At 68.4% G+C, this 15,276-nt stretch carries 17 protein-coding genes; 2 read left to right on the top strand and 15 right to left on the bottom strand.

The features are described 5' to 3' along the window. The 12 genes from ON39_RS40060 to ON39_RS46460 all read right to left on the bottom strand — a co-directional run. A partial coding sequence (locus ON39_RS40060) for a TrbL/VirB6 family protein (protein WP_169335955.1) occupies positions 1-1,367 on the bottom strand: 1,367 nt, incomplete at its 3' end. Between the two features lie 35 nt (positions 1,368-1,402). After that, complete coding sequence (locus tag ON39_RS40055; protein WP_146251410.1) at positions 1,403-1,723, bottom strand: hypothetical protein; 321 nt, start codon at positions 1,721-1,723, stop codon at positions 1,403-1,405. Positions 1,724-1,735: 12 nt separating this feature from the next. Next, the gene (locus ON39_RS40050) at positions 1,736-2,407 is read right to left on the bottom strand and encodes a DUF8175 domain-containg protein (protein ID WP_040742044.1); all 672 of its coding nucleotides are present in this window, start codon (positions 2,405-2,407) and stop codon (positions 1,736-1,738) included. Positions 2,408-2,423: 16 nt separating this feature from the next. Beyond that, positions 2,424-3,176, bottom strand: a complete 753-nt coding sequence (locus tag ON39_RS40045) for a DUF8175 domain-containg protein (RefSeq protein WP_040742042.1) — start codon at positions 3,174-3,176, stop codon at positions 2,424-2,426. A gap of 16 nt (positions 3,177-3,192) precedes the next feature. Beyond that, complete coding sequence (locus ON39_RS40040) at positions 3,193-3,639, bottom strand: hypothetical protein (protein ID WP_040742040.1); 447 nt, start codon at positions 3,637-3,639, stop codon at positions 3,193-3,195. Next, positions 3,636-3,929 carry a hypothetical protein gene (locus ON39_RS40035; RefSeq protein ID WP_040742038.1) on the bottom strand — a complete coding sequence of 98 codons (294 nt, stop codon included), beginning with the start codon at positions 3,927-3,929 and terminating at the stop codon, positions 3,636-3,638. The genes ON39_RS40040 and ON39_RS40035 overlap by 4 nt, the downstream gene beginning before the upstream one ends. Before the next feature lie 26 nt (positions 3,930-3,955). Beyond that, a complete protein-coding gene (locus ON39_RS40030; protein ID WP_051187708.1) occupies positions 3,956-4,495 on the bottom strand; it encodes a hypothetical protein in 540 nt (179 codons plus the stop codon). Continuing rightward, positions 4,492-5,121, bottom strand: a complete 630-nt coding sequence (locus ON39_RS40025; RefSeq protein ID WP_040742036.1) for a hypothetical protein — start codon at positions 5,119-5,121, stop codon at positions 4,492-4,494. Before ON39_RS40025 ends, ON39_RS40030 begins: the two co-directional genes overlap by 4 nt. Beyond that, a complete protein-coding gene (locus ON39_RS40020; RefSeq protein WP_040742034.1) occupies positions 5,118-5,876 on the bottom strand; it encodes a hypothetical protein in 759 nt (252 codons plus the stop codon). The genes ON39_RS40025 and ON39_RS40020 overlap by 4 nt, the downstream gene beginning before the upstream one ends. Before the next feature lie 109 nt (positions 5,877-5,985). Further along, positions 5,986-7,047 carry a C40 family peptidase gene (locus ON39_RS51235; protein ID WP_040742054.1) on the bottom strand — a complete coding sequence of 354 codons (1,062 nt, stop codon included), beginning with the start codon at positions 7,045-7,047 and terminating at the stop codon, positions 5,986-5,988. Between the two features lie 173 nt (positions 7,048-7,220). Further along, complete coding sequence (locus ON39_RS40010; protein ID WP_246003238.1) at positions 7,221-8,534, bottom strand: cutinase family protein; 1,314 nt, start codon at positions 8,532-8,534, stop codon at positions 7,221-7,223. Then, a complete protein-coding gene (locus ON39_RS46460; protein ID WP_146251412.1) occupies positions 8,534-9,946 on the bottom strand; it encodes a hypothetical protein in 1,413 nt (470 codons plus the stop codon). The genes ON39_RS40010 and ON39_RS46460 overlap by 1 nt, the downstream gene beginning before the upstream one ends. A 306-nt stretch (positions 9,947-10,252) precedes the next feature. Between ON39_RS46460 and ON39_RS40000 the strand changes: the two genes are divergently transcribed. Continuing rightward, complete coding sequence (locus tag ON39_RS40000; RefSeq protein WP_040742032.1) at positions 10,253-10,711, top strand: helix-turn-helix transcriptional regulator; 459 nt, start codon at positions 10,253-10,255, stop codon at positions 10,709-10,711. Positions 10,712-10,998: 287 nt separating this feature from the next. Then, positions 10,999-11,715: a hypothetical protein gene (locus tag ON39_RS39995; RefSeq protein WP_146251413.1), complete on the top strand. Its 717-nt coding sequence runs from the start codon at positions 10,999-11,001 to the stop codon at positions 11,713-11,715. Between the two features lie 56 nt (positions 11,716-11,771). On the opposite strand, the gene ON39_RS39990 is transcribed toward ON39_RS39995, so the two are convergent. From ON39_RS39990 to ON39_RS46455, 3 genes are all read right to left on the bottom strand, one after another. Continuing rightward, positions 11,772-12,863, bottom strand: a complete 1,092-nt coding sequence (locus tag ON39_RS39990) for a GAF domain-containing protein (protein ID WP_051187706.1) — start codon at positions 12,861-12,863, stop codon at positions 11,772-11,774. Between the two features lie 86 nt (positions 12,864-12,949). Next, positions 12,950-14,098 (bottom strand): cytochrome P450 family protein, encoded by a 1,149-nt coding sequence (locus ON39_RS39985; RefSeq protein WP_040742030.1) that lies wholly within the window; start codon positions 14,096-14,098, stop codon positions 12,950-12,952. Positions 14,099-14,157: 59 nt separating this feature from the next. Next, a complete protein-coding gene (locus ON39_RS46455; RefSeq protein WP_110293967.1) occupies positions 14,158-15,072 on the bottom strand; it encodes a CE1 family esterase in 915 nt (304 codons plus the stop codon). Between the last annotated feature and the right edge of the window lie 204 nt (positions 15,073-15,276).

The following is a 15,276-nucleotide window of genomic DNA, read 5'->3' as shown; positions in this document are numbered from 1 at the left end:
GGGCCGGGTCCGGCTTCCAGCTCCAGCCCGGAGTTGCCGGTGCCCAGGGACTTGGGGGAGGAGCCGGATTCCAGCTGGGGTTGCGCCGAGCCGGAGGTCAGTGCGGGCGAGCCCCCATTGCCGGGAGAGGGGTCGTGTTCACCCGCGCCGCTGGGGCCGGTGGCGGCCATGAAGTTCGCGAATCCCTCTCCGCCGGACGCCGCTCCCGATCCCGACCCGCCTGCGCCCATGGCCGCGGCGGCGCCGAGGGCACCGCCGGCCAGGCCGCCGACCGCGATGCCCAGTGCGCCGGAGCCGCCGGAGACATGCATGCCCATGAAGTCGAAGAACTTCAGCATCGCGGGCAAGGCGATGACCGCGAGCGCGACCACCATCAGCCCGGTGACCAGGGTGGACAGCGATTGCTCCTGGCCGATGAGCTGGAAGCCCAGGCTGTAGATGAACGCCGCCATCGGCTTGTAGAGCACCAGGGCCACGCAGGTGGAGGCGATGCGGGGAAACCATTGGCGTCCCCAGGTGGTGAGCTGTCCGGCGGCGGCGAACAGGATCATGTTGTACAGCACGATGATCCCGGCTTGGCGGATGAAGCCCATCACCCACTGGATGAATCCGAGGATGGCCGCGAGCAGGCCGAGGAGCAGCACCCCTCCGGGGTTGCCGATGGTGGCGGTACCCAGCATCGCCTGCACCCGCTGCCCGAACTGGTTGGCGTCGCGGTCGATGAGCTGGTGGGCGAAGTCGTCTCCGGCGTGGATCGCGCCGGAGAGCACGATCAGCGCCATCGAGGAGATGACGACGTATTTGACACCGCCGAGCAGGATCTGCGCGCCGGGCTCGCTGCGCCGGGTCACCATCATCACCATGGCGCCGGTGAGGATTCCGGCCATCATGATGAAGAACACGACCTTTTGCACCGGGGCCTTGCCCGCCATCACCCCGGCGTAGGACAGGCTGATCGAGTCGGTGCCGATCCACCAGCTCATGGACTCCACCAGCAGGTCCCCGGCGAACTTGCCGATCGATTCGGCGGCCTTGCCGAATGCCGAGTCCACGGCTTTGCCGACGGTGTTCTCGGCGACGGTTCCCGGGCTCAGGTCGATCGTGGTCTGCTTGGCTCCGTTGTTGATCTGCGCCCGGTAGAGGGTGTCGTCGTTGGGGTAGAGGTAGCCGGTGTCGGGGTTGTCCGCGCAGCCGGGGAACTGCGGATGCGCCGAGCACCAGATGACGCCGTCGCTGTCACGCCAGCTCTTCTGCTCGGCACTCAATTCCGACAACTTCTGCGGCATCTGCGGCGGTGCGGCCGAGGCGAGGGTGCCCGGCCCGGCGACGCCCGCCAGCAGCACCAGCAGCAGACCGATGAGCACCATCGGCCCCAGCCTCGAGGGTGTCCGAGTCTGCGGGTTCATCGCCTGCCCCCCGCGATACGAACCCATACCGTGAACGCGGTGTCCTCGGCGGGGTAGCGGTAGCCCAGGACGGGCCCGCTCGGCCCGCTGGGCTTGCAGCCGGGGAACTGCGGATGCGCCGGGCACCAGATGACGCCGTCGCTGTCGCGCCAGCTCTGCTGCTCGGCACTGAGCTGGGACAGCCGTGGGGGGATCGGGGAGGTCGGTGCCGCCGTGACGATGCCCGCGCCGGCGGTCGCACCCGCCAGCAGCACGCCGAGTAATACCGTGGCCCGCAGTGTCTTTCGCGCACGTGGGCGCGTACCGGGAACCGTCATGGTGGACTCCTCCTAGAAGGTCGTGAACCCTTTCAGGGCCGTAGAGTTCGGAAGCTCGGGAAGGCCGGAATCGACCTGGTAGACCCAGTCGTTGCCGTCCCAGAGCACTGCGCGGCGCTGGAAGTCGTAGCCGCCTTTGCTGGACGGGACCGCGAAGTAGATCCGCGCGAACGTCGGTGTGTAGGTGGCGAATTGGAAGGCCACGGGCTGGCGGAAGGCGGCGTCGAATTCCTCGGGCGACAGGTTGCGGGTCTGGGTGACCGCGTTGCGCAGCTGCTGTTGCTGGCCGAGGTCGGCGCGTACCTGGGTGCTCAGGATCTGCTCGTAGCGGACATCGGTCAGCACGCGGGTGGAGATCTGCCAGGCGGCGAGCAGCGCGCCGTGGGGAGTGTGGGTGTAGCCGTGCGCGCGGGGGCCTTCGACCTTGGCTGGGCCGTCGGCGCCGAAGGGCAACCGGACACCGTTGATCAGTTTCCATTCCAGCTCGCGCGGCGGGGTCGCCGTGGCGAGCGTGCCGGGCTCGGTCGAGGTCGCCGAATCGGTTGTCCGGTCGCGGATCAGCGCGATCGCGACGATGGAGACGATCACGATCAGCACGGCGGCCGCCGCTGCCAGCAGCCAGCGGCGCGGAGCGTGCGGGCCTCGGCGGGCGGGGCCTTCGGCGAATTCCTGGGTGGTGAACATCGGCGTGTCTCCTTCGCTACAGCGGGGTGAATCCGGTCAGGTCCGGCGCTTCGGGCAGCGCCGGGGCGATCAGATCACTGCTGTAGCGCCAATCACCGTCGCGCCACACCACCGCTTGGCGGGCGATGCGATAGGACCCGGAGGGACGCGGGTAGGCGTAGTAGACGGTCGCGGCGTCGCCGGTGTAGTCGCCGATCTTGAATCCGGCGGGTGCCACCGTGCTGGCCTGCACGATGGCCGGGTCCAGCCGGGGCTGGGCGGCCCGCGCGGTGAGGATCTTTGCCCGGTCGGCGGCCGACAGCACAGCTTGGGCGTCGAGGACGCGTGCGTAATCGGGGGAGTACAGGATTCGCATGCTGATCTGCAGCGCTGCCACCACCGCACCCTGCGGGGTGTGGCTGTAGCCGGCCGCGACCGCACCGTCGATGCGGGTGGGCCCGTCGGAGGCGGTGAACGGCAAAGGTACGCCGTCGACCCGCTGCCAGGACATGCCCTGCGGGGCCGCGGTCAGCCACTCCGGATCGGCGGGGTCACGGTGGACCGGGACCGGTGGAACCAGTGACCCTTTCGAGGTGCTCGTCGTCAGAGTCGTTGTGCCCGCACCGGTTCCGATACCCGCCGTGGTGTCCGGCGCGTCGGGGCCGGAGCCGCCGAGTGCGATCACGGTGAGCACTACCAGCACGCCCGCGCAGGCGGCTCCGCTCACATAGCGGCGACGTACGCCCGACAGAGGCGAGTCTTCCCGGAACTCTCGAGTGGTCAACGGCATTGTCGTTCAACCTCTTTCAGAGAAAGATCATCAGTACGGTGTAGGCGGACCCGGACATCACCGTGGCGCCCAGGACGAGGGGGAACTTCTCGAGCGCCTTCTTGGCCTGCTCGGAGCGTCCCCGGATACCCACGATCAGCGCCGCGGCGAGGATCAGCATCCCGGCCACCGCGCACACCAGGGCGAGGGTGCGCAGCCAGCCCAGCGCGTCGGTGATGAACGCGTCCAGATCGGCGGGGGCCTCGGCCGGATCGCCGCCGAACTTGTCCCACTGCACGCCACCGGTTTTCGGGTCGCGGATCGGGATCTGCTCACCACTTCCACCACCCGGGCTTTGCGGGCTGAGCTGCTGGCTCGGCGGTGCGGGGTTCGGGGTGGTCGTGGGCGGCTGCGCGTGCACACCCGCGGCACTCGCCGCGGTCACCACTACGGCGACCACGAGCGCCCACAGCGTCCGTTTCATTGGAACGCTTCGATGATCGCGGCGCCGCCGCCGGTGATCACGACACCGAGCAGGGCGTAGGGCAGGTGGGTGAGCGCGTTTTTGGCCGTGTCGCTGCGGCCCCGCAGGCCGACAAACAGCATCGCGGCGACGGCCAGCACCGATCCCATGGCCAGGAACAGGCAGAGGGTCTTGCCGTACCCGAGCACGTCGTCGAGGCGGCTACCGAGTTGCCCGGGTAGTGGCTTGGCGGGCGGGTTGGGGACTTGGCCTTGGGCCAGCCAGTCGGCGGCCATCAGCAGGGTGGACATGGGCGTGATTCCTTTCGTCGTGTCGGTCAGCAGACCCGCATGACGGGTCGGTCGCGGTCGTCGTCGGCGGGCTCGGGATCGGAGTCCACCGCGGCGCGCGAGGTCTCGCGTTCGATCGCGGTGATCACCGCGTGGACCAGCTCGTCGCGGAACCGCCGTGCCGGTTCGGCCCAGCGGTAGGTCTTGCGGTCGGCGTCGAAGACACCGGTGGCCAGCAGATCCCACGGGTTGTCACTGGCGGGAAGCGGCGTGAACCAGGGCAGGCGCAGCACCGGGGTGGCCAGGTTCGCGGCGGCCATCTTCAATCGCCGCTCCACCACCGCCGGCCAGCGCCCGTCGCTGCCCGCGACCACGACCAGCACCGGACGGGCGGGCATCTTCTGGGCGGTGCAGATCGCCCAGCTCACCGCGACCGCGGTCGCGCGCGTCACCAGGACATCGACGCTCTGGGTTCCGTTGGCCTCGATGACACCGAGGTCGATGCCGTCGAGCAGGTGCGCCACGGTGGTCGTGCCGACGCCCCCGGCGATGCCGCCGATCACCGGTCGCCGCAGTCGCGCGCTCACCGCGTGCCCACTTGGGTGACGCGCCACTCGGCGCCGACTTTGACCAGGGCGAGCCCGACGACCAGGCGTCGATCCGGCAGCGGACCGTCGGGGGTGCTGACCGTCTGGGTGATCTCGAGCAGCCGCACCGCCGAGGTGGCGGTGTCGGCGGGTGCGCCGGCCTCCACGCCGGGGCGCACGCCGTCGGCGGGCACGCTCAGCACCGCCGAGCGGGCGGTCAGCTCCAGCCAGTCCGCGCCCGGACCCGCGATCGGCGGGTAATCACGTAGTAGCTGAGCGAGGCGGGGCTCGAGCAGGGGGACCGCGCGCAGTTTGGCGTCGTGCGGGGTCAGGTCGCGGGTGGTGTCCCACCCGTACCAGATCCGCGCCACCGCGGCGGCGACCGCGTCGACGCTGGTCTGGTCGACCACCCCGATCTCGGCCGGAATCGACGCCGGGACCGGCAGGGGCGTCGAGGGCGGGGTGGCCGCCACCCGGGAGGTGGTCTGGGTCGGTATCACGAACGAGGTCCGCGGTGTCGAGGTGACCGTGCGTTCGGTGTGCCCTGAGCTACCCGAGGAGCACCCGGCCACCACCAGCACGACCCCGGCCACCAGCACCGCTGCCACCAGGCGCGCGGGGCTCATGAGTGTCCCGCCAGCATGTCGAGCAGCCCCCGCACCATCGGCACCAGCCGATGCTCCTGGGCGTGGCATGTCGCTCGCGGCTCGAAGATCGCGGCCGCGTAGGCGATTTTGCAGGCGCGTCGCGCCGCGTCCACGTCGGCGGGGTCGCAGAGCCGGTCGACCACGGCGGGATCGATGTCGGCCAGGCTGGGGCCGAGCAGTCCGGCGTAGGCGAGCACGGCGTCCATGACCGTGCGGTGGGCCACGGCCAGGGAGCCGAGATCGGCGAGCATCAAAAACCGTGCCTGCACGGGACTCGGCGTGGTGCCGTGGGCTGCGGCCCACCGTTTGCCGTGGTCGATCGCCACCCGCCGCGCCCAGCTCCACGCTCGCGCGGCCGCGTTCGGTTCCGGCGCCCCGCCAGTGACCACTGCCAGGTAGTCGGCCCACGCCCGCGAACCCGGGTTTCCGAAGTCGTCGGCTGCGGGGTCGGCTGCGAGGACGATTCCTCGCTGTACGGCCTCGATCACTGTCGCGTTGACCCGGGAGATCCAGCTACCGGGCTCGCCGAGATCGGCCTCCTCGAAGAAGGCGACGACCCCCTCGAGCCTGCGCCAGGAGTCCGCGGCACCGAGCGCCGCACCGTGATGATCGCCGAGCGAACGGAGCACCTCGCGTCGCTCGCTCATCGACATCAGGTCGATTTCGGCCGCGGTGGTGTCCAGCGCCGCGGCGGGCTCCGGTACAGCGGGACTGATCAGATCGGTAGAAGTCATGACAGACAAGCCCTTTCATACGAATTGGAAGATGTGACCGACACTCGCGACGGGCCCATCGCGCGGCCCACGCACGGGAACCGGCGGGAGACCGCATTCGGATTTCTTCTCATCCGAACCTCCTGATTTCAATTCCTGCTCCCAGATTTGATAAGGGTGAAACTTTCACCACGTCGCCTGATTGGGGGGCCTCGACCATTTTTCCGGCGCCGAGCGCAATGGCGACGTGCTGCGGATCTCCACCGCCCGGAAAAACGACGTCTCCTGGCTGGATTTCGCCGGGGGTTACCGGCCTGCCGCGTGAGTCATTGAGGATGTGGGTGGTGTAGTGGGGAAGTGCGATGGTTTTCCCACTTGCCTGTCCGACGGCATAGAGGACCAGCCCGGAACAGTCGAATCCCACTTTTCCGTAATCGCCGTAGGAGTCGGCGACTCCGCCGTCGCGGGTGCCCTGCGAGGGTCCGTCGAGGTTGCCGCCTCCCCAGGCGTACGGGGTGCCCTGCCAGCACAGGGCCGCTGCGGCCACGTTCGTGCCGAAGCCCGCACCGGGGCGGAATTGACTGCATTGGGTGGTGAGCCCGCCGCCGGTGCCGAGCTGGGTGTATTTGGCCATGCGGTCCTTGACGCCGGGGGCGTAGCCCTCGGTCTCGCCGTTGACGATCTGCGGGCCGCCGTTGGCGAGCACGCAGCCGTAGCCGCAGTTGTAGGCGTTGAGCACGATGTCGATCAGGTCGCCCGAAATCCGGCCGCTGGCAAGGTCTTTCTTGGCTTGCGCGGCGGTGGCGCAGTCGAATTTGGCCTGGGCCATGATCGCGTCGGGCGGATCGAACGGGGAGATCACGCTGTTGCTGTTGGCGTCGATGCCGTAGGCGGGCCAGGTGTAGGGCATGAACTGCGACAGGCCTTGGGCTCCGGCGGGCGAGACGGCGGTGGGGTTCCAGTTCGATTCCTGCTCGATCTGGGCGGCGATGAGCGGGGCGGAAATCTCCTCGCACAGGGTGCCGGCCGCGATGACCCACGCCTCGTATTCGGGCGCGACGGTGCCGGTGGCGAGTTTGCCTTGGGCGAAACTGGGATTGTCTTTGTCGCCGTCGAGCAGGACCGCGACGATCAGCACCGGAACAATGATCAGCACCAGTAGTAGCGCTATCAGTTTCGACGGTTTGTTCATCGCGGTCACACCTCCCCAGATGTGTGTAGTGAAAGCTCGTATCCACCGGAATTTCGGTGGTGCTGTATTTGCGCCGGGCGTCGATCGCCCGAGAAGTTGGTTATGTCGGGTGTTTCTTTCCGCTGGTGTCCGGCACTCCCATACCGGCCGCCAGCGGAAAGAACCTCACCGGGTCACAGACCGGCCTGGATCTTCGCGGTCAGCCATTTCACGATCCATTGCGTGGCGGTGTCGCCGCCCTGGTCGACCTTGTAGCCGCTGGCGTAGGAGCGGTGCGCGTCCAGCAGCAGGTAGGACAGCGCCTGGGAGGCCTGCTGGATGAGTTCGTCGGGTTTGGTCAGCGAGACCAGCGCGTCGAACTCGGGCAGGTTGATGACCTTGGCGACGTCGTCGAGCATCGTGGAGGCGAACACCATCTCCGCCAGCGCGATCGGCAGCGTCTCCGGCGAAGTCGCCGCGGCGACACCGAGTTTCGTCAACTCGGTGATCACCGACTTGGCGGCCTTGGCGAGGACCTGCGGGTCGGCGCTGGCGACGTTCTTGACCAGCTCGAGGCCCTTGCCGATCAGGTAGTCCGGCAGATCCTCCGGAGTCATGTTCAGCAGCGGCACCACCGCGGCGACGACCTTGGACTTGCCCGACAGCGAGCACACGGTGTCGCTGGGCGCACACATCGTGGTCACCCGCTCGGCGAGCACACCCATCCCGCCCTCGCGCTGACCGAGAACACCCTGCCCGCCGGGGTTCGCCCCGACGAGGGTCTCGGCCACCGACGACAGTTTCGTGTTCGCCGAATAGGGCGAGGAGGCGGTGGCGTTGGCCGGGCCGGAGGCCTCGGCGGTCGCCGAGCGCTTCGGGTCCGACAGCAGCGCGCCGGCCAGGATGCGGGAGGGGTCGATCACGCCTTTGCGGTTGCCGACCGCGGACAAGAAGTCGCCCGCGATCAGCGCACCCTGGCTGTAGCCGAGCACGACGAACTTCGACAGCGGGCACGCCTGGGCCAGCTCCCTGGCCCGGGTCTCCAGCGCCGACTCACCGTTGTCGCGGGATTGACTGAGCGTCAACGGATTTCCCGTGACCATACCCGCGATGGGGCCGCCGACCTGTGCCACGTAGGGCACCTGCTCGGCACGTACCGACGCCGTCCGAGGCTTCGGCACGACCGAGGTGGCCCGCGCCGTCGAGGCAGGCGTCCAGGCCGGACTGGCCTGCGGGGTCACCGGGACGGCCATGGTCGGTGGCGCCGAGTTCAGCGCGGCCAGCAGCGGACCGGTGACCTGGCCGAGCATGCCCGGCACGGTGTCGCGGTCGGCGGTGGCGCTGGTCTCCCAGGTCCCGGGGACCGCGAGTGCGATCACGTCCGCGCAGTCGGTCGCGGCCGGGGCCGGGCCGGGCTCGGCCGAAGCCGCCACGGGGACCGAGCAGGTCAGTGCCGCCGCCAGCAGCATCGAGCTGGCGGCCCGCCATCGGATCATCGCCGCCGTCATCACCGCACCAGCCCTTGCACGGCGGACAGCGCGGCGTTGGCCGCATCGGTCAGCGGCCCGAACTGCTCGGGGGTGAACGCGGGCTGCTCGGCGATGGCGGCGGTGACCGCCTCGGTGACCGCCGCGGTCGCCGGAGTGCTCTCCAGGGTGCTCACGACGTCTCGGGCCGCCTGGGCGACCGTCGCGTCGACCTGCTCGGCGATCGGCTGGTCCTGCCACGTCTGGGCCAGGGCCGCACCGGTCGAGGCGACGGCGTCGAGAACCTGCTGCCCGTCGGGCTGGGCCGTCACCCAGTCCACCGCCTGCTCGCCGGTGGCGAGCGTGGCATCGGCCTGCGCGCGCAGTTGCTCGTGCAGCGACGGGGTTGGCGGGGCCGGGACCGGTGGAACCTCTTCCGGCGCAACGTAATCCGAGCCGTCTCCGGCGGTGGCGATACCACCGGCCAGCACGCCGATCCCCGCACCGGCCACACCCCCGGCCAGCGCACCGGGCACGCCCAGGGCGGCCGCGCCGATCGTGGCACCGGCGCCCGCACCGATTACGGTTCCGGCCACACCGGAAGTGATGGTGCCGAGTCCGGGCACCGGGATCAGCGTGCCGAGCACGGCACCGCCGATCCCGCCGACCGTGCCGCCGATCAGGCCTCCGCCGACCGCGCCGATCACGGCCAGGGGCACCCCCACGCCGGCTGCGCCGATCGCGAACCCGCTCACCCCGCCGAGCACCATCGCCGCGGACATGAGATCGGCACGCGAGCCGTTGATACCGACCGACTGCAACGCGGCGTTGGTGTCGCGCTGCAGCAACGCGATGTGACCGTTGATCTTCCACGCGACATCGGCGGGCACCCAATCCGGGCGGGCGACGGTCAGGTCCCCTAGGCCCAGCTCGTCCGGGGCCACCGGGACGATCACCTTCGGCGGCTCGACCGGGGCCGGGGCGTGCAGATTGGGCAGATCCTGCCCCAGCGAGGGCGCGGGTGCGGATCGCTGTTGCGGGGCCACAGGCTGCGACGGAGCCGCCTGCGCACCTCCGGGGCCCTCCTCGCTCGACGGGCCCGGAGCGCGGTACTGGCTCGGGCCCGTCGCGGGCGGCGGAGCCGGGCTGCGGTACTGGCTCGGATCGCTCGGCAGCGCCGGGGAAGGAATGGCGTTGCCCAGCGGGGACTGCTGGGGCTGCTCGGGAACCTTCGGCACCGGCGGTGTGGTCGTCACCCCGGGCTGTTGCGGTTTGGCCGGGCCGGTGATGCCCGGCTGCTCGGGAGCGGCGTGCGCCAGCCCGCAAGCGGTCAGCAGGACCGTGGTCGCGACCACCGGTGCCAGAGCGACCCGCAGCAGCTCGCTGCGTTGTCCGGCGCCGCGGCGGCGGTGAGCTGCTACTGCGGTCCCGGCAGAGCGGGATAGTGTTGTCATTGCAGAGCCTTTCGGAGTTTCTGCACTGGCTCCAGGGGCGGTAGCGCCCGCGAATCCCTGGAGTTGTCTGGGCCTTCCCCCCGTTGCACCGGGGGGAAGGTTCCTTCACCACGCGACTACGACGGTCTCCCCTGCGGTTGCACCCGCACGTTCGACGCTTCGTATCGCACCCTTTACGCGTCTCCCAATCTGCGCTCCTTCCTGCGATAATACTCTATTCCCATACGATACTTGCATACGTTGCAAGACTTCTCTAGGGGGTACGGCACAGTGTCTCCTGATGGACCACCGACCCCGACGCGCGCAGTGACACGCCGCGTCACACGCGGCTTCGACCCAGCAGCGCTCAGGCACGCCCGGGAGACGCACCCGAACCCCGACCTGCGCCGACGCGCCGAACTCGCGCGCGCAGCCGAGATAGGCATCGCCACCCTCCAGCAGTGGGAGGCCGGGCAGAAATCCCCGAGTGTTCATTTGCTGTTCCGCGTCGCCCAAGTGCTCGGCGTGCCGATGGAACAGCTCGTGCCGATCCCGCGCGAGCAGCGCTTCCTGCGCGACTGGCGCTTCCTGCGCGGCTGGCTGGAATCGGACCTGGCCGCGCGCACCGGCATCAGCGGCTCGAGCATCGGCCGGCTCGAAGAAGGATCGGCCACCCTGACCGAGGAGAACGCCGCCCGCCTCGCCGACGCGCTCGGCATCACCACCGCGGAGGTACGAGCCTCCTACGACCGAACACGCACACGCGCCATCGGCGCGCCAGCCTGAACGTCCTTCCCGCTCAGGACTCCTACCGGTGCACGAGTTCGACCCGCTCATCTCAACGGGCACACGAGGGTGCTCTGGACTGGTGAGCGGGGAAGATGCTGGCGTGATGATCATCCGGTGCCTCCTGACGCGCAAACGGGAATCGAGCTCGCCCAGGATTGGGTCGAGCTGTCATCCGGCGTCCGTCAGAGACAGGTACCGGGTAGTTGGTTCGCACACATCATAGCAGTGGGCTATGTCACCGCAAGGGGGATTTGTGGCCTGCGCCATGGGCTGCGATCGACGTGGTGGGGGAAACGATCGTGTGCGCTGTCGGGGGCGAGGCGGATGATAACCGAATGAGTGAACCTCAAGCTATCGCCGAGGAGTTGTTCGAATCGCTCCGGCGGCATGTTCTGATGGCGCGCCTGGCCCCGAGTGGAGGCGCATTGTTCGCGATCACGAAGATGCAGCAGTCGTATTCGGTGAGCCGCTACCGGCCGCTGTACTTCGACTTCGCCCACCCGGTCGACGGGATACGCCTGACGCCGGAGCCGGGTTTGTCGACGATCCAAATCGACAACCAGACGATGCCGTTCGGGCCGGGCGGCGAGTACCACAATTGGTTCAACCGAGCCTGGATCCCGTCGTTCTACGAGGAATGGAATGCCTACTTCAAGCCTCGTTTCGCTCCGCTGCTGGGCAAGACCAGCCCGGACGACGTCAAGGTCGGCTACTTCGGGGACCTGCGCCTGATCCGCAACGACGTCATCCACCACAAGGGGAAAGTCGCTGAGGGGTATCGTGCGAAGTGCTCCGTGCTGAAGTGGTTCGACAAGGGCGAGGAGGTAGTCCTCGGCCACGCGCAATATGCGGAGCTGTTCGAGCAGTTTCCGTGGGCGAAACTCGGTGCCGCTGTGCCCGCCCCGCCGGCACCTGCTCCCGTCGATACCCGCCTGGGGACAACCCCTTACGAAGTTCTCCAGCAAGTGCGCCGCAATCCGGGGGAGTTCTTCGGACAGTAGATGCCGTAATCCATTGGCCTACACCGTGTTGTGCCATTGAGAGGGGGCCTGGCCCATCATGCGATCGGCCCGCCGGGATAGTTCGGATCATCCAGGCCGGGGTGTCCGTAGTCGGTCGGGGGGACGGGATCTGGTTCGTCGGAGTAGCCGGTCACGCGGAACTCGACGACCCCGAGCAGAGGCCCGTCGTCACTGGTGCGCATGAGCGCGCCCGAGGAATCGGCGACCACCCAACCTCCACCACGGCGTCGTAGTCGGATACCTTCCACCACAGCTGAATCCACCGTGCCATTGAACACTTGGGCCGCAGCCGCGAAAATCCGTTTCACATCGTCGGGGTGTGGCGTATCGCGCTGGTCGACCTGTCCTTTCCACTGCACGTCACTCATCGGATCGGTGATCCACCTGATGAGACGCATCTTCGCCACGTCGACCAACGCCATGTGTACCTGCACCATCCGGGGAATCGCGGCGAGTGCGGCCGCCTCCAGGCTCTCCGTCCGTGCGGCGTCCACCACGCTGGTCTCGAATAATATTCCCTGCCAACAGTGTTCGTCTCCGCTCGGCCCCGCGACCAGGACCACGTACGCGGGAACTCGCTGTCGGCGGATGTGCATGGTGACCGGTCCCTGCCAGTCGGCGCCGGGGCGTGGGGCCAGCAGTGCCTTGATCAGTCCGAGGTTGTCCTCGGGCTCGACGAACCGGAATAGCTCCGGTGCCGTCATGGTCGAGCGGGTCGTGCCCGCCGACAGTGCAGGCGGCATCGACAGGGTGCGCAGCTGGGAGTTCCAGGTGAACCCGAACGCCGACAGCGGTGGGCCCGGCGGAGTCGCGCCCGGCGCTCCCAGCCACAGGTGAACCCCGTGCACGTTACGGTTCGCCCCCAGGACCGGGATGGCGCGAACCCCGATCTCCCGCCCGTTGCGCAATGTGTGCGCATCGGTGATGGGCGTGGCTTGCTCGCGTACTTGCTCGATGATCGTTTCCAGCCAGTGAGCTGCCTCGCTGCCCGGTGCCCGGCCGCCGCCGACCTGGTCTTGTACGGCACGCTCGAAACTTGTTCGCGCACGTGGCTCGTTGTCGCGGGCCACGACCGTTGCTCGCGACTGCTCGAGGGTTTCGACCAGAATCCATCCTGCTTTCGCCATAGGACCCTATCCCTGCATAGGTGGCTACTCGTACGTTCGCATTGTCGATTGCGATCTTAGTTGCGGTCCACCGAGATTCGTGCAGGTCAACCGGCCGCGACGGTGAGTTCGGCCAAGGCGTAGGTGAGCCAGGACGGCCGGAGGCGGTAGCTGTGGCGTTGCTTGATCGGGTGCAGGTGCTCGAACTTCTCCAGCACCGCGCGCGCCGCGTACACCGTCTGCATCTCCGCAAGAGCGGCGCCGATGCAGAAGTGGCGACCGTGCCCGAACACCAGCGGGCCGCGGCTGGCCGGATCCAGGCGCGCGGAGCGCAGCGACAGCACGACGGTGTGTCCCCGGGGGATCAGCACCCCGCCGACCTCGATATCGGTCAGCGGGAACCGCCGCAGAGCGTAGTTCACCGGACCCACCTGGCCTATCAGGTCCCGGATCAGGGACGCGAACCCGCTCTTGTCGCCGAGTAACCGACGCGCCCGGGGCTCGTGGTGGCGTATGAGTTCATCGATCACCAGCGCGGTCAGGCTGGTGACGTTCTCGAACCCGCCGACGATCATCACGAAGGCCAGCGAGATCAGTTCCTCTTCGCTGAGCCGGTCGGCGCCGTCGCGCGCGGCGATCCAGGACGAGAGCAGATCGTCGCCGGGATGCTGGCGCTTGTCCGCAATCACCCCGGCCACAAGCAGCAGCATCGTGGCCAGCGAGCCCGCCAGCGCTTGCCCATGCGTGGAGGTGTCAACGGCGAACATCGGAGCGGCTGCGGCGCGGAACTCGGCGAGTTTGTCACCGGGCAAGCCCAGCAGCGTGCCGATCACCTGCGGCGGCAGCGGCTCACACAGCCCCGTCATCAAGTCGATCTCCCCATGGCTCGGCAGCGCGTCGACCAGACCGGCGACCGCCGCGGCCACGACGGCTTCCTGTTTGGCGTGATTGCGCGGCGCGAACGCCTCGGCCGCCAGCCGCCGGACCCGCCGATGCTGCTCGCCGTCGATGTTCAGTAGGTTCGCATCCAAGGCTGGCGGCAAATTCTGCCCGCGAAATCCTGTCGTGCTGGCCGCTTTCGCCGCCGACATCCGCGGATCGGCCAGTAGCCGGGCCACGGCGTCATAGCCGGCGACGACCCATACCGGAGAACCGTCCGGCAACTGCGCCTGATGCACCCCACCCTCGGACGTGCGCAGCTCCTCATGCAGGGCGTCCACCTCGTGGATACCAGCCTCGAACGGACACCGCTCCATATCGCCAGTGTGCCAACACCGGCACGCCCGCGATACCCACTGACCGCAGGCGTTCCCGCTTAAGAGCTCGGGAGGGAGCCTGGTCCGATGTGGGCCAGGCCGAAGAACTCGGCGATTGCGTCCGCGGCGATCAGGCCGCCGCCGACCTCGGTGTCCGGCCGGAACCGATGCCAGCGCGGGCCCGGAATCTCGTGGCCTCCCCCGATCACGGTGTAGCCGGTCACCGGCGGCACTCCAGGGCTTTCGTAGGCGATGCGTCCAGCCCACCCGGAACCGGTGTGAAGCCAGTCGGTCACGGGTGCCCCGTCGATGCCGTTGCGGCGTGCGAACCATTCGAGTGTTTCCGGAACCGACTCGTGCGGGCCCTTACCGAAGAACGGTCGCCGCTGCCCCGGTACGAGCCGCAGGCCTACTGTGCCGCCGCTCCACGGTGCGAGAGCATCGGCGGTGCCATGAAAAGTCAGCACCGGCACCGGAATCGGCGGAAGGCTGCTGCACGCACGATTGCCCGGAGCAGGAAGCGTGCTCGAGATCAGTGCGGCGCCGGCGAGCAGACCCGGGGCATCGCAGATCAGCCGAATCGCCATCTGCCCTCCCAACGAGAACCCCACGACGTAGGGCTGAGCACTCAAATCCCATGTCGTGACCAACTGTTCGGCCAGAGCCCGCAGAAACCCCACGTCATCAATCGTTTTGACCCGACGGGACAGCATCACGGCCTTGCGGGCCGAATTCCATTCGCGGTCAACCCCATCGGGATACGCCACCACCGCCCCGTCACGGGCCGCGAACCGATCGAACGACCCACCACAGTAGCGGCGCGTCGAGTCGTAGGTATCCCGCAAACCATGAAGGACCAGCACCAGCGGCGCACCCGCTCGCACGGCGCGCGGACGTACGAGCGTATAGGTACGTGATTGCTCACTCTCGAAAACTTCCTGGGACACAACCACCTTCGACGGATGTGAGCGCATACACCCAACGTATCGAGTTCGAGCGGATCCGGCGGCCAACCACACCGAGCGTTACGCGCCAACGACGGCTTGGGCCCAGACGGCGCGCTCGTCGAGCTTGCGCGCTTGTGAACTGGTCTTGCGTCGTAGGGGCTTAGTGGCCAAATTCGGATGCAGAAATATCGCGGCGCTGCGGCGCGTCGCGGCCGATTGACGACAAATGTC

The organism is Nocardia tenerifensis NBRC 101015 (genome assembly GCF_000308715.1).
GTDB classification, from domain to species: Bacteria; Actinomycetota; Actinomycetes; order Mycobacteriales; family Mycobacteriaceae; genus Nocardia; species Nocardia tenerifensis.
This window is presented reverse-complemented; position numbering and strand designations above follow the sequence as displayed.

Coding starts and splice junctions, on each gene's coding strand:
- ON39_RS40020 (WP_040742034.1), bottom strand. CDS start 5,876: ATGACTTCTACCGATCTGATCAGTCCCGCTGTACCGGAGCCCGCCGCG.
- ON39_RS51235 (WP_040742054.1), bottom strand. CDS start 7,047: ATGAACAAACCGTCGAAACTGATAGCGCTACTACTGGTGCTGATCATT.
- ON39_RS46455 (WP_110293967.1), bottom strand. CDS start 15,072: ATGCGCTCACATCCGTCGAAGGTGGTTGTGTCCCAGGAAGTTTTCGAG.
- ON39_RS40025 (WP_040742036.1), bottom strand. CDS start 5,121: ATGAGCCCCGCGCGCCTGGTGGCAGCGGTGCTGGTGGCCGGGGTCGTG.
- ON39_RS39990 (WP_051187706.1), bottom strand. CDS start 12,863: ATGGCGAAAGCAGGATGGATTCTGGTCGAAACCCTCGAGCAGTCGCGA.
- ON39_RS39985 (WP_040742030.1), bottom strand. CDS start 14,098: ATGGAGCGGTGTCCGTTCGAGGCTGGTATCCACGAGGTGGACGCCCTG.
- ON39_RS40055 (WP_146251410.1), bottom strand. CDS start 1,723: ATGACGGTTCCCGGTACGCGCCCACGTGCGCGAAAGACACTGCGGGCC.
- ON39_RS40045 (WP_040742042.1), bottom strand. CDS start 3,176: ATGCCGTTGACCACTCGAGAGTTCCGGGAAGACTCGCCTCTGTCGGGC.
- ON39_RS46460 (WP_146251412.1), bottom strand. CDS start 9,946: ATGACAACACTATCCCGCTCTGCCGGGACCGCAGTAGCAGCTCACCGC.
- ON39_RS40050 (WP_040742044.1), bottom strand. CDS start 2,407: ATGTTCACCACCCAGGAATTCGCCGAAGGCCCCGCCCGCCGAGGCCCG.
- ON39_RS40010 (WP_246003238.1), bottom strand. CDS start 8,534: ATGACGGCGGCGATGATCCGATGGCGGGCCGCCAGCTCGATGCTGCTG.
- ON39_RS40040 (WP_040742040.1), bottom strand. CDS start 3,639: ATGAAACGGACGCTGTGGGCGCTCGTGGTCGCCGTAGTGGTGACCGCG.
- ON39_RS40035 (WP_040742038.1), bottom strand. CDS start 3,929: ATGTCCACCCTGCTGATGGCCGCCGACTGGCTGGCCCAAGGCCAAGTC.